At 58.7% G+C, this 13,529-nt stretch carries 10 protein-coding genes and 1 CRISPR repeat array; of the genes, 2 read left to right on the top strand and 8 right to left on the bottom strand.

The features are described 5' to 3' along the window. The first annotated feature begins 100 nt into the window (after positions 1-100). Both ACWCOO_RS03785 and ACWCOO_RS03780 read left to right on the top strand, forming a co-directional pair. Positions 101-1,411, top strand: coding sequence for an AAA family ATPase (locus tag ACWCOO_RS03785; protein WP_446831625.1), 1,311 nt, complete (start codon positions 101-103; stop codon positions 1,409-1,411). Between the two features lie 3 nt (positions 1,412-1,414). Continuing rightward, on the top strand, positions 1,415-2,050 hold the full coding sequence (locus ACWCOO_RS03780; RefSeq protein WP_446831624.1) for an RloB family protein: 636 nt from the start codon (positions 1,415-1,417) through the stop codon (positions 2,048-2,050). Between the two features lie 402 nt (positions 2,051-2,452). Here ACWCOO_RS03780 and ACWCOO_RS03775 read toward each other — a convergent pair whose 3' ends face one another. The 8 genes from ACWCOO_RS03775 to casA form a co-directional block, all read right to left on the bottom strand. After that, a complete protein-coding gene (locus ACWCOO_RS03775; RefSeq protein ID WP_446831623.1) occupies positions 2,453-2,668 on the bottom strand; it encodes a FitA-like ribbon-helix-helix domain-containing protein in 216 nt (71 codons plus the stop codon). Between the two features lie 248 nt (positions 2,669-2,916). Then, a CRISPR array of direct repeats spans positions 2,917-7,397; the repeat unit is 28 nt; unit sequence GGTCCATCCCCGCGAGTGCGGGGAAACC. Positions 7,398-7,456: 59 nt separating this feature from the next. Then, a complete protein-coding gene (cas2e, locus tag ACWCOO_RS03770; RefSeq protein WP_446831996.1) occupies positions 7,457-7,684 on the bottom strand; it encodes a type I-E CRISPR-associated endoribonuclease Cas2e in 228 nt (75 codons plus the stop codon). Positions 7,685-7,749: 65 nt separating this feature from the next. Beyond that, positions 7,750-8,646 (bottom strand): type I-E CRISPR-associated endonuclease Cas1e, encoded by an 897-nt coding sequence (cas1e, locus tag ACWCOO_RS03765; protein WP_446831622.1) that lies wholly within the window; start codon positions 8,644-8,646, stop codon positions 7,750-7,752. A 3-nt stretch (positions 8,647-8,649) separates the two neighbouring features. Further along, a complete protein-coding gene (cas6e, locus tag ACWCOO_RS03760; RefSeq protein ID WP_446831995.1) occupies positions 8,650-9,402 on the bottom strand; it encodes a type I-E CRISPR-associated protein Cas6/Cse3/CasE in 753 nt (250 codons plus the stop codon). Between the two features lie 29 nt (positions 9,403-9,431). Further along, the gene (gene cas5e, locus ACWCOO_RS03755) at positions 9,432-10,115 is read right to left on the bottom strand and encodes a type I-E CRISPR-associated protein Cas5/CasD (protein WP_446831994.1); all 684 of its coding nucleotides are present in this window, start codon (positions 10,113-10,115) and stop codon (positions 9,432-9,434) included. Between the two features lie 32 nt (positions 10,116-10,147). Beyond that, positions 10,148-11,281 carry a type I-E CRISPR-associated protein Cas7/Cse4/CasC gene (gene cas7e, locus ACWCOO_RS03750; protein WP_446831621.1) on the bottom strand — a complete coding sequence of 378 codons (1,134 nt, stop codon included), beginning with the start codon at positions 11,279-11,281 and terminating at the stop codon, positions 10,148-10,150. 3 nt (positions 11,282-11,284) lie between these two features. After that, positions 11,285-11,848 carry a type I-E CRISPR-associated protein Cse2/CasB gene (gene casB / locus ACWCOO_RS03745; RefSeq protein WP_446831620.1) on the bottom strand — a complete coding sequence of 188 codons (564 nt, stop codon included), beginning with the start codon at positions 11,846-11,848 and terminating at the stop codon, positions 11,285-11,287. Beyond that, the gene (casA, locus tag ACWCOO_RS03740) at positions 11,845-13,425 is read right to left on the bottom strand and encodes a type I-E CRISPR-associated protein Cse1/CasA (protein WP_446831619.1); all 1,581 of its coding nucleotides are present in this window, start codon (positions 13,423-13,425) and stop codon (positions 11,845-11,847) included. Before casA ends, casB begins: the two co-directional genes overlap by 4 nt. Positions 13,426-13,529: the final 104 nt, after the last annotated feature.

Here is a 13,529-nt window from a genome sequence, read left to right as displayed (position 1 = left end):
GGCTGGATTGGGCCGTCAGATTGAACTGCGTTGGTTGCGGAAAAGAAACTCAAGTCTCGCCCTTGAACTGACGAGTTAGAATTGGCAAGATAGAAGTTAAGTGGCTCTTTTTGTCACAAATCGTCATATTCTCTTCGTAAAAGAAATGTTAATCGAATTTACTGTGGAAAATTTCAGGTCCATCAAGGACGAAGCTAGGCTCAGCCTGGTCGCCGGGCCCGGAAAGGAACATCGTGACCGAAACGTCATGATCCCTGAGCTGAGGCAGGGAGTGCGGACAATGCCGCTGTTGCGCTCCGCCGTAATTTACGGCGCAAACGCTGCGGGCAAATCGAACCTGATCAGCGCGCTGTCCACAATGCAACAGATTGTGAGGAAGTCTGGCCGTGCGGTCGGGCCTCTTCCAGTCGCCCCGTTTCGATTCAGCCCGGAGAGCATCGATCGACCGACGACATTCGAACTCGTTGGGATCGTGAACCAGATGCGGTTTCAGTATGGGTTCTCCGCAACCGCTGGTGTTGTTACCGAGGAGTGGCTGTACGCGTGGCCCTTGGGACGCATTCAGTTCTGGTTCGAACGCACAACCGATTCAGAGTCGGGAGAAGTTGGGTGCAAGTTCGGCAACAAGCTTGCGGGCGACAAGGAGGTCTGGCGGAGGGCCACGCGGCCGGACGCACTGCTCCTCTCCACGGCAATCATGCTTAACAGCGAGCAATTGCGGCCTATATTCGACTGGTTCAACGAAAACCTTCACGTGAGTGATTCTGGAGGCTGGAACAATGAATTTACTGTGCAATGGTGTGAGGGTGATCGCAAGAAGGAGGTACTTCAGTTTTTGCGCACTGCAGACTTCGCGATTGACGATCTACGAATAGTCAAGAAGGACATAACGCCGGACATGCTGCCGACCGACATGCCAGCGGAAATGAAGAAAGAGATGAAGGAGGCCAAGCTTGTGGAGGTGCGCGTCAGCCACAAATCGAAGCACGGCCAGGCGATTGAGCTGCCGTTGCACGAGGAATCGGCCGGTACCCAGAAGATTTTCGCACTTGCGGCGCCGTGGATCGACATGTTCGATAACGGACACGTGACTGTGATTGACGAGTTGCATGAACACTTGCATCCAAAGCTAGTACGGTATCTAGTGGATCGGTTCCACGATCCCGAAGCAAACGCGAACGGCGCGCAACTCGTCTTCAGTACGCACGATACCTCGATTCTGAGTCAGGAAGTATTCCGAAGGGATCAGGTTTGGTTCTGCGAGCGCAATTCAAGGCAGGAAACCTCAGTGTTTCCCCTGACGGACTTTAGGCCACGACGCGGCGTGGATAATCTGGAGCGCTCGTATCTGGGTGGCCGCTACGGTGCGTTACCTTCGCTTCGTTCCCCCGCGATCATGACGGCGGATTGAACCGTGGCGAGGCGTCGGCATGTACGCCAACTCAAGAGAAGCCCTCCACAGCGCGAGCCTTATGATCGCGTGCTGATCTTCTGCGAGGGGGAAAAGACAGAACCGTTGTATTTTCGCGATCTAGTAGCACACTATCGTCTCAGCATGGCAAATGTCAGGATTGTGGGAAACGGAACGGACCCCCAAACGGTGGTCAAGAGAGCCAAGAAACTACGTTCGCAAGAAATACGCAACCGCGAGATGTACGACAGGGTGTACTGCGTGTTTGATCGCGACGAGCATACGACGTTTGACAGCGCTTGCGAGGAAGCTACTGCCAGCGGGATCACGCCAATTCGCTCCTGGCCGTGCTTCGAATTCTGGCTGGAACTTCACTTCGGCTATTCGCGGAAGCCGTACACGAAATCACACCGAATGAGTGCTGCGCAACACTGCGTCAAGACTATTCAGCAGCGCCTGCCGGGATACACCAAGGGGACAGCAGGCGTGTTCGGCCAGCTCATGAGTTCGCTGGAACAAGCAAAGTCGAATGCCGCTCGCGCGTTAACGGATGCCAAGAAAACCAAGGAGTTGAATCCATCGACGGAAGTCCACCTACTGGTGGAATACCTGCAGTCGCTCGCACCAGACACTGAGTAGATGAGCCCATGTAGCGATTTCGGGACGCTCGGAAGGTTGTCACACAGCGGTTAATCGGGCGGCATGCCGGTGGACACGTTTCTATCGATTCGAGCATGAAGGTTGTTGAGGTCGCAGTGAGCGACTTCGTGAGAGCCGCCGTTCTTGCTAAAACTCGCAGTTGGCTGGGCGACAGAAACGCACACCTCGGCGAAGTGAACGCGCACACCTTGGCCCATGTCACCACCGAGGGCAAAACGACGGGCAAGTTGCCCGGCCTTGGTAGACCGCTAAAGCTTCCCAGCAATGGCCTTCCGGAATGCGGCTAGACCTGAAGCGGGAACTAGGGAATCACAGCCCGCAGAACCCTGGAGAGCGTCCGAGGCGTTCGGCAACAAGCTGCCTAACGCTTCTACAAGAGACTTATCTGCGGCGAGGCAGCTCCAGATCAACACCACCCAGCGGTGCAATCCGGGCGCGTACAGCTTCCGCCAGATTGCGGGAACGTGGCTTGCCCACAACGGCGGCGCTCAATATCAACCGGGCTTCTTCCTCGATCGAGCGGTTGTGTTGGGCGGCGCGCACCTGCAGACGTGTCTTCACGTCCTCGGCCAAATTGCGGATCGTGATGCTAGCCATGGTCGTTCCCTTCAGTCGCTACGACACCCCATTCTGCCCACGATTGCGATGTAATCAATCTCGCCAAGTCAACACGTCTGCCCGCTCGGAGATTGTCGGCACGTGCCCATTAGGCATTTGAGTAACCTGTCCGTGAGACAGACCGCTGGCTCGCCCACGACACGGACTCGTTCCGACATTGTGCTCATGGTACTTCCTCCTATGCTCGGAACAGAGCACGGAAGTATCCAGCAAACCGGGGGCACTCCAGTCCATCCCCGCGAGTGCGGGGAAACCACTTCGCCGGCCAGGACGCGGTCAAGACGCTGCGGTCCATCCCCGCGAGTGCGGGGAAACCCCGTCAATACATAGATTCCATCCCAGAGCCGAAGGTCCATCCCCGCGAGTGCGGGGAAACCCGACGAACGCAAGGAGGCCAGTTGGCTGTCCGAGGTCCATCCCCGCGAGTGCGGGGAAACCTTGAGTGCGAGACTTGCGGAGTCAAAGCGCGCAGGTCCATCCCCGCGAGTGCGGGGAAACCCGTGAGCGGTGGCTGCCGTGCCTTTCTCAACGCGGTCCATCCCCGCGAGTGCGGGGAAACCTCGGCCGGGCTCACGCATATGGTCACGCGCGGAGGTCCATCCCCGCGAGTGCGGGGAAACCCTATCATTCTGGGAAACATAATTGAAACGATCGGGTCCATCCCCGCGAGTGCGGGGAAACCCGTCCAACCGGTCGTATCGACGACGACGCCCGAGGTCCATCCCCGCGAGTGCGGGGAAACCCAGTTTTCTAGACAACTAGACCCCACTCTAGGAGGTCCATCCCCGCGAGTGCGGGGAAACCGTCGGAAAGGGGGCGGTGCGCCCCGCAGCTCGCGGTCCATCCCCGCGAGTGCGGGGAAACCCAGTTTTCTAGACAACTAGACCCCACTCTAGGAGGTCCATCCCCGCGAGTGCGGGGAAACCGTCGGAAAGGGGGCGGTGCGCCCCGCAGCTCGCGGTCCATCCCCGCGAGTGCGGGGAAACCGGCCTGATTCTCGGCTAGGATGCGGCGCGCCTGGGTCCATCCCCGCGAGTGCGGGGAAACCCTCCCTAGTTGAGCAGGTGACTCGCCGAATAGCGGTCCATCCCCGCGAGTGCGGGGAAACCGATCACTTGGTCACGCTTGCCCGGGCAGTTGCGGGTCCATCCCCGCGAGTGCGGGGAAACCCTATGTGTCGGTCGAGATCACGAAGGGCAGCAAGGTCCATCCCCGCGAGTGCGGGGAAACCTGCATCGATAACCGGAAGTAATAATGATGGGAGGGTCCATCCCCGCGAGTGCGGGGAAACCTACAGGCCGCGCACGGCCCACCGCTGGAATCGCGGTCCATCCCCGCGAGTGCGGGAAAACCGAAGAACGCAAGACCCGGGCGCTGCGCGAGCAAGGTCCATCCCCGCGAGTGCGGGGAAACCATCCTGCCCTCGATGCGGCGGAAGTGGCCGTCGGGTCCATCCCCGCGAGTGCGGGGAAACCCTGGCCGCGCTTGGCCCCTACCCTCACGCAAAAGGTCCATCCCCGCGAGTGCGGGGAAACCTACGTCATCATCGTGCCACTTACGCGATGGACGGGTCCATCCCCGCGAGTGCGGGGAAACCTTTGGTGGAGAGCCGGTACGGCGTGATCGAGACGGTCCATCCCCGCGAGTGCGGGGAAACCGCCGCGCCTTCCGCGTACGTCAGGGTACAAGTGGGTCCATCCCCGCGAGTGCGGGGAAACCGCATAGTGATATCAGGCATGCGCGATACCTCCGGGTCCATCCCCGCGAGTGCGGGGAAACCGTCGTCCGGCTGTTTGATCCGATTGGCGGATATGGTCCATCCCCGCGAGTGCGGGGAAACCCGGCTAGGTGAGCATCTTGCAACGCTGGTAGGGGGTCCATCCCCGCGAGTGCGGGGAAACCTGATTCCATGGCCAGATCGCCATCGGGCGTAAAGGTCCATCCCCGCGAGTGCGGGGAAACCTCCGCGATCATCCGGGTCGAATGCTCCTGCACGGGTCCATCCCCGCGAGTGCGGGGAAACCGGGTTGGCCGGCCATGTGATTGAACACGCGGATGGTCCATCCCCGCGAGTGCGGGGAAACCCGGCTAGGTGAGCATCTTGCAACGCTGGTAGGGGGTCCATCCCCGCGAGTGCGGGGAAACCTGATTCCATGGCCAGATCGCCATCGGGCGTAAAGGTCCATCCCCGCGAGTGCGGGGAAACCTCCGCGATCATCCGGGTCGAATGCTCCTGCACGGGTCCATCCCCGCGAGTGCGGGGAAACCGGGTTGGCCGGCCATGTGATTGAACACGCGGATGGTCCATCCCCGCGAGTGCGGGGAAACCCTGAGTACCAAAGAGATCAAGGTGTCGGTCGAGGGTCCATCCCCGCGAGTGCGGGGAAACCGGCCCACTGCCATGCGTAATGATCGCGGGGGATGGTCCATCCCCGCGAGTGCGGGGAAACCATGGAGCGGATCGCATTGGGTCAAGCAGATCAAGGTCCATCCCCGCGAGTGCGGGGAAACCTGAACCACCGGAGCCCGCCGCATCAAGCACGGCGGTCCATCCCCGCGAGTGCGGGGAAACCACTCGGTCACGCTCGAAAAGCTGGCTGACAATGGGTCCATCCCCGCGAGTGCGGGGAAACCGCTCGCTCGATGAGGCCATGAAATCGCTGGAGGGGTCCATCCCCGCGAGTGCGGGGAAACCAAACGACGATAGCGCGCGGGTGGGCCGCGCTGGGGTCCATCCCCGCGAGTGCGGGGAAACCGGCTGGTGGCTGGAGAACGGCCAACGCCTTGAAGGTCCATCCCCGCGAGTGCGGGGAAACCCTGGACGCCCGCCTCAATAGTTGCACGATTGAAGGTCCATCCCCGCGAGTGCGGGGAAACCTTTGGACGCGTTGGAATTGCCTTACGTGGGCGAGGTCCATCCCCGCGAGTGCGGGGAAACCGGGCTTGAATCGCTATCGCTGGAGCTCGCGCAAGGTCCATCCCCGCGAGTGCGGGGAAACCCGTGCCGGTCGACACGTTTATCGTGTCGGAGAGGGTCCATCCCCGCGAGTGCGGGGAAACCCGATAACACGTCGGGTCCGGGTTGGCAGGCCAAGGTCCATCCCCGCGAGTGCGGGGAAACCGCGCTGCTCGCGACGCAAGTGCAATTCGGCGAAGGTCCATCCCCGCGAGTGCGGGGAAACCATCGGCGAGCGGCTCGGGCCGAACGAGCGCCCGGGTCCATCCCCGCGAGTGCGGGGAAACCTCACGTTCTATTCATCCCTAAAAATGCCGGCATGGTCCATCCCCGCGAGTGCGGGGAAACCCTCCTCGAACGCGCCCGCTTGCTGGATTTCCAAGGTCCATCCCCGCGAGTGCGGGGAAACCGGCCTGTACGATTTTCTGGGGCTGCTCCAACAAGGTCCATCCCCGCGAGTGCGGGGAAACCCGTCACGCGCGTATGCGAGCCATCGGCCACGCCGGTCCATCCCCGCGAGTGCGGGGAAACCTCAAGGAGAGAGCTGATGCCACAGGAAATACCAGGTCCATCCCCGCGAGTGCGGGGAAACCCCTAGACGCGCTGGAATTGCCTTACGTGGGCGAGGTCCATCCCCGCGAGTGCGGGGAAACCAAGTCCCTATGTATTTCACGCTACCGCTTAACAGGTCCATCCCCGCGAGTGCGGGGAAACCCAGCTCTCGACCGGCATCCACTCGCCCGCGGACGGTCCATCCCCGCGAGTGCGGGGAAACCGGGCAGATCACGCACGATACCAGCAACAACGAGGGTCCATCCCCGCGAGTGCGGGGAAACCGTCTTTGTTCAGCCGTATCTCAAACGTCCACCGGGTCCATCCCCGCGAGTGCGGGGAAACCCATTAAGAATGGTTTGCATTTGTGGTTTCTCCGGGTCCATCCCCGCGAGTGCGGGGAAACCGAAGCGCCTTGCTCGGTCGAGTTCCGCGCCTGCGGTCCATCCCCGCGAGTGCGGGGAAACCCAGCCGCAAGCCTGCCGCGCCGTGCCGTGAGCGGGTCCATCCCCGCGAGTGCGGGGAAACCTCAATCGGCCCAGCGATAGCCAATGTCCGATAAGGTCCATCCCCGCGAGTGCGGGGAAACCCCTGGAACACGCTACTACCGCCAGTAACCGTAAGGTCCATCCCCGCGAGTGCGGGGAAACCAGGTGCGGTCATGGCGGCGGACAGGCCGCAGGAGGTCCATCCCCGCGAGTGCGGGGAAACCCTTTATATCCATGCTGGTACTCAAGCTCGCCCGGGTCCATCCCCGCGAGTGCGGGGAAACCCTGAGGTTCCTCATAGACCGCACCTTTTGGAAAGGTCCATCCCCGCGAGTGCGGGGAAACCCCCTTGGCCTCTTCAAAGAGATAGTGAACAAAGGGTCCATCCCCGCGAGTGCGGGGAAACCATTATCTCAGGATCACCAGCAAGCTCTTTGTAGGGTCCATCCCCGCGAGTGCGGGGAAACCGCATGATCGGTAAATTGATCCTGATTCGGATTGGGTCCATCCCCGCGAGTGCGGGGAAACCCGCGTGACCCCGCCAATGTCCGATAATTGCCCAGGTCCATCCCCGCGAGTGCGGGGAAACCTTATTAGTACTTAATAGATATATATATATGGGGGGTCCATCCCCGCGAGTGCGGGGAAACCGGGTCGGTAAAACCGTCCCACTGCGTATGAATCGGTCCATCCCCGCGAGTGCGGGGAAACCTCTAGGGTGTAACTCCTTGATTATAGATTATTTTGTGAAAGAGCAGAGCGGACTTGCGCTCAAGAGCGCTTGACCAAGAGCACTCCATCGGCGTCCCGGATCTCCTTAGGCGGATTGCCTAAGTGTCTCAGGACGACTCCGCCAGATGAGGCGCGGTCGCGCCAAATCATCGTTATCGCGCCACGCCCAAGGATCTCATACCATTGGCTCACGACTGACCAAACGCGCTGGCGGACACCAGCGGAGAGGTCGGGGGAAATGTAGATTCCCGGGGCAACCTCTAGCATGGCTGAGGCCAAGAAGCCTCGATAGCGAGCCTCAACATCCCTGGTTACCACCACGGTCATAGGCATCAGAGTCTGGGGGGCTCCTGTTCCTTATCAGTGAAGAGCTGCTTGATCCGCTCAATCATCTTCGGAATTGATTTATCGCGTGCCAGCGCTTTCCCTACCTCCCGACGCGCGAGACGTTCAATGTTCTCGAATGGTGGCGAGCCAGCCTGCTTCGCCGCCCGAAATGCGACAGGGATGGTGATAGTGTCGCGGAACAGGTCTGCAATATCGAGAACGAAGGACTGTCCGGGATCTTCGTGTATGAATCCGAGTTGCGGGATTGTTGCGGTTGCCGAGACTGCGATTGCGGCAGCGGCTTCTACCGCACTCGAGCAGTGATTGAGAGCTTGGTTTGGCAGGTCACTGGACGATGGGCGTGATCTATCGTAGCGGCGTCCTCGCCACTGAATGCCAACCTGGGCGGCAACGAGGCGATAGGTCTCCTTCATGCGCGCTCCTTCTATACCGCGCAAGACTGCGATATCGCGGTGCGGCAGCACTCTACCAAGACGCCATGCATACATTTTTCTGGCAATGTCCAGGCGCTGTTTCTCGTTTGCCCAAGCAATTGCCTGCTTCCGCGCCAAGCCAGATCTATCTGAAATTAGCGGCGGTGCCGTGTATTGGCGAACACCGTCAACCCCTACAGCTGCCAACGCCGTGCCGTGACGCGCAAGGAGTCGGAGCGCATCATGGCTCACCGTCGAGCCGGGCCCCAACAGAATCATGGAAACGCCTTGGAAAGGCACTGCGTACCGTCCGGCGGAAAGTGGATCATTTACCGCGAATTCCTTGCCTCGTTCGAAAGAGAGCGTTCCGTCCCGCGCAGTTAATGCGCCGCGCGATAGCCACAGAAGTCCGGCGCGGTCGGCGTGCGGGATTCGAGCGGTTTCCAGTCCCAGGCGGCCCCCCAGCATCGATTAAGTCCTTTGGCGAGAGTGAGGTCGGCCAGGCGGACGCAGTAGCAGCATTCCGTAGCCATAGGCGCGATGTCTGCCAACACCGGTCCTTAGACGCTTGGCAAACGCTTCCGGGTTGCGTACAGCTAGTTCACCGTGAATAGTTGCATCCGGGCCCTCAGGCCCTGGTCCATCACCTCGCGCCGTTCTCGTTCTTCGGAACGCCGCAAGCCTACAATTCTCTGAGTCGACTGCAGCGGAACCCTCCAACCTTTCCTTTAGCCAATTTGCGTAAATTCGCTCTCGCTGCCTCATGGTTCCATTACTCGGAGCGCTTTCCGAACTGACCGAGTTGCGTCGCACCTCAACTACAAATGCGTCCACCTCGGCACGAGCCTTTAGTGTAGGTCCTCGCCCGGTTGAGAGATCAGAGCTCAGGCGCCGAATTGGCCTTACTCGCACATCAAATCCGAGCCGCTGACCCACTTTGAAATAAATTGGCATTGGTCGCGACTTAAGCTGCATCAAGTCGAGAATCTCAAGACAGTCAGGCGTCGCAACGGATTCAGCCATCTCCTTGAGCATCGCATGGTCCATGTTTGCGTAGGCGTATAGGGACGCAGCTCTCTTTCTTGGTGAGGAAAAAAGACGGAAAGGCTGCATAACCGACTTACCAAACATCGAAGAGAGAAGCACATGCAAAGCTAGGCCTTCATCGAAGGTTCCACGGTGAATGAATCCACGCGCACCGGCCCAACGATTGAACGCAAACATGTTCAGTGGCACAGCAATCAGGTGCGAACTCATTTCGACCGCTCCGCTGGTGATAGCAAGCCTTCACAAACCCGTCTTTGGCCTCCGTGCAGCCCAGTCAGCCAGTTGCGTTGGTCGGTGGTTGACGTGCGCAAGTAAGCTCTTTCAGTGCTTTCCGACTCAGGCCAAAGTGCCCGGAACGAGGCTCCGTGATTCGGTGCGACCATGGATAAGGCGGTTTGTACATTCGGAGCATCTTCAACCCATCCATTAAAAATTCGAGCTGTCGGCAAACAATTCTTGCGCCCGACAAAAAGAGTGCGAGCTGGATGTTCAAGTGCTCTTGCGAGGTTGTCCAGAGTTGGTGGCTGTTCGGTGTGCCTGAGTCGCAGTACACCCAGCACTCGAACGTCCGAATGGTAGTCGCGCCATCGTTGATGCGAGCCGGCGTAAGTGCCTGGGCCTCCGTGTCGCCCCGCAGGATGTCCTCTTGTAGTCCAGGCTCGATCAGCTTTTTGGAGCCGTGCAGTCTGATAATCTGTGAAGTTTCCGAGTGTGGGTTCGTGGAGCCGAAGTGCGCCATAAACGAGGCGATTCTGCAGTTCTTGGTGCTCCTCGCGCATTGATCGAGTCCACCCCAGCGCGTTGGCAAGCAAGCCGGTGAGCATGGACTGCGTAGGAAAATCTGCGGTTCTCCCATGAGCGTCAATTGCCTCCGCCCCAAACGATGCCATGAGCCCTTCAAAGCGGAATCGAAGCCAACGCATCAGGCTTTTCCATTCCGAATACTGTTGCCGGCCCAGTGTGCGAGGTCACTGATCGAAACGAGAGCGGTATCGGGCGGAGCTATGCCCGCCAAGCTCATCGCACGTCTGGTCTCGTGAGTGCCATAGGCAGAATCGAGTCGCTCAAGCTGACTTGATACGGCTTTTTCTGCTTCGCTGAATGTTGGTTTGCATGGTTCCCGAAAAGCCTCTGCAAGGCTACGCGGTTGGCGACTACCTGCCTCAACCATCAGCCAATTGGCAAAACTGTAGGGGGCCGTCGAGCCGAGTTTGGCACCCGGCGACACGGTCGCGATCAGATGGATAAGTCGTTCCACTACTTTTCCTGCCATCTCGGTATCGTCATTGAGATTTCTGAGAAGTGTGTTCCGGTCGACCACGACGTAGCCATAGAAGATTCCGCTAGTGAGTTCTGTTTCGCCAATGTGGTCTGCGCCAGCATCATCCTCAAGCCGCTGCAGATCGTCTACGACGGTGAAGTAATCACTTTCGCTCTCTTCTTCATGGACGGTGAACGCGTGCGCTACGTGAATGGATGCATCTAGATTCGCCTCTGGGTCGGCAGTTACCATACGCCCGAACAATGCGCCGACAAGCCCTCCTGGCAGCTTTGTAGCGTTGCGCATCTCTTTCAGATTCGCCGAAGCTTTCTTCCCCCATTCTTTGGCCGCCGTTTGCGCGCCTTCGGGGTCGTTTGCGTACCCCGCAGCCAGATTGCGCGCCTCGTTCAAGAGGTAGTCGATTTCCGGTTTCCCCAGCAGCAACGGCTGCCGCGAAGCCCGCTGGTTACCCTTGTCGCCGTAAACGGCCAATTGCAACTGATCGCCCACGACCTTAACGACTTCCTCGTGGTAATTTTCCTGTTTCAGTACATTGACCACTTTTCGTGTAACGATTTCACGAGACCGCACTGCTGTTGTAGCGCCGTCAATTTTTTGGAGCGCGTTATCGTCTTCCGTAGTCCGCCAGTGCCTCTTGAGGCACTGGGACGAAATTCGCGTTCGTGTGTGGCCCCCATACGAAATGCGTTTTGCGAGCCCAGAATCGTCCCGATTGAGAAGCGCGGACGTGTAACTGTGCAGGCTATGAATTTGGATAAAGTTGGTCTCTGGCATTGTTTATTGCTCCTTAGTTTGTGAATCTTTGGCTTCCGCGCGACGCTGGGCACGGTAATAGTCGCGGGCAATCTTCTGGTCCGTCTTGTCTGTGCCATGCACGAGAAACCAAGCCAGCGTTCGAAGATCAAACCGACTGTGTTCGGCCTTGCGGGCAAGTCGTCGACATGTGCGGACCGTGAGATTCAAGCGCAGCTCCCCCTTGGCCCCCAATAAACGAGCCAAACGCAATTCCGAGATTCCCGCATCAGACAATGCCCCGCCCATGGAGCGCGCGGGCTCGTGTGCTGACTTGTCCACTTTCTTGTTTGAGCCGATTGGCGTCAGGATGGCGATTGCCTGCACAACGGCCGCCCATGCTTGGATATTCTTAACGGGAATATCATGGTCTGCGACGATTTTCCAGAATGCGGCTGTCCCTGAACCGACGAGAGGCCCTCTTCTAAGAGCTGCCGCTGGTCCGGAATCCAAGCACGATACTTGTTTGGCAATCATCTTGATCACTTTGGTCCCACTTGAGAGTTCATCTCCCGCTCCGAGGAGATGATTTGAGGCTTTCTGGTTCATGGTACTTTCCCTCGAATGCGCGGCGCTTCCATAAGATCGGCCAGTGGCCCTGATTTGGCCCGCCATAGTGCGCCATCAAGTGCGGCGAATGCTCTGGCTCGAGCTCGATGGCGACGGATGGCAGGAAAAGGTATCGCTTGAATCGACTGTTTGAGCAAGTCACGCGCTACACCGATTAAGGAATTGACGTAGCGAGACCTCAAGTCTTGTTGATCTTTGTCATCGACTGCTAGATACCGCTTTTCCAAGAATTTAAAAAATTGTTTGTCCGCCTCCAGTTCCAAGCGCCTTATGAAAGGAATGGCTCTACTGCGGTCGGATTTAGTCAGCTCCGTGGGAGATTTGCCCCCGCTCGCCGCCGTAGCAATCGCGAACCTTAAGGCTCCACTAACAGCATCGATCTCCTCAATCTGGCGTCTGGATAGTTTCGCAAGCTCGTCGCGCTTTGCGCTGCCGGACAGCAAACCGGCGACTTCAGGTGAAAATCGTATGTCCGTCCGTTCGTGGTATCCATCGGTTTTACCCTGTCCGCCTGCGATTGCTCGAGCAACAACACGCCATGCGCCGTGCCGGCTCTGACTAGTTCTCATGGCGGCGGGAGGGTCAAAGGCTCCTTTGTCAAAAAGTAGCTCCGATAACCGCTTGTAAGTGAATCCGCTTGCAGGCAAAGAAAGTGCCTTGCTTTCTTTTGCGCTTACAGGCGTCCAGAAATCTCCCAGATCTCCCTTCGCGGCCTTCGCTTCAATACGAGGCTTTCGCGAAGTCGCGGTTCTCGCGGCCAATTTGTTGTTTTCTCGCAGCAGCCGCACCCGCCGACAAACTTCAATAAAGTGAGGGTCAAGTATTCGTAGGTCAAGTGAGGTGGACCCGTCCCAAGGTTCTAACCATAGAAGCGCTAGGCCACCCTCAGTCTGAAAGTACTGTGCCATTCGATCAAGCAATCCTTTTCGGTCAGCCAGCATGCGCTCCACGTCAGTGAACAAATGTGCGCCCACGTTGCCCTCTGCGGGAGCGAGACCTAGACATGGGCGCGAGGAAAATCCCCCGTTCATTCTCGCGATACCGTAGTTGCCTGCTCCTTGGAACCCAGCCATGGTCTGAAGATTTACGAGCGCGAATATCCAGTCTTCGGTGTCACCCGCCCAAGCGACGGATTGCTTTACATCGTGATTTTTCGAGGTAACCAACAGGTCAAGGTCGTCGGGAGCTTCAACTAACTTGCGATAATCTTTGGCGCTGTCCGGCGCTGGTGGCTGCATGAATGCTGGTAAGCTCGCGTCTTCTACCACGAGGCGCCACGGCTCATCGGCATCAAAGCCTGGAGTTAGACCTCGCAGCGTCGATATCCATTCACTTGCCGACCGAGGTGCACTTGAGTTGTCGCCCCTGTGGATGGAAATAACCGCCAATTGGGCGAGAAAGGCGTGCCAAGCGTGCCGCTGGTGGGGGCGGAGTGCTGGATACTCCACAACGCGATCGTCCGCTAGCGCGACAAATAGCGAAGGGAGCGACAGGCACTCTTCGTCGCCTCCATTCACGCGAACGCGGATGAGCGGGTCAACCAGAAGATTGTCCATTGTCTCGTCTCCGAGGCCGTAACATCAAATCCCCGCGGTCGCGGGGGATGCCATTCTGACTTAAATTGGCATCGCCAAACCAAGGTACATCCCCAGAATTGGGG

It is taken from the genome of Candidatus Foliamicus sp., from assembly GCF_965221325.1.
In the GTDB taxonomy this organism is placed as follows: domain Bacteria; phylum Pseudomonadota; class Gammaproteobacteria; order Steroidobacterales; family Foliamicaceae; genus Foliamicus.
Note: the sequence above shows the minus strand (reverse complement) of the source record. Positions and strands in the feature narration are given on the sequence as shown.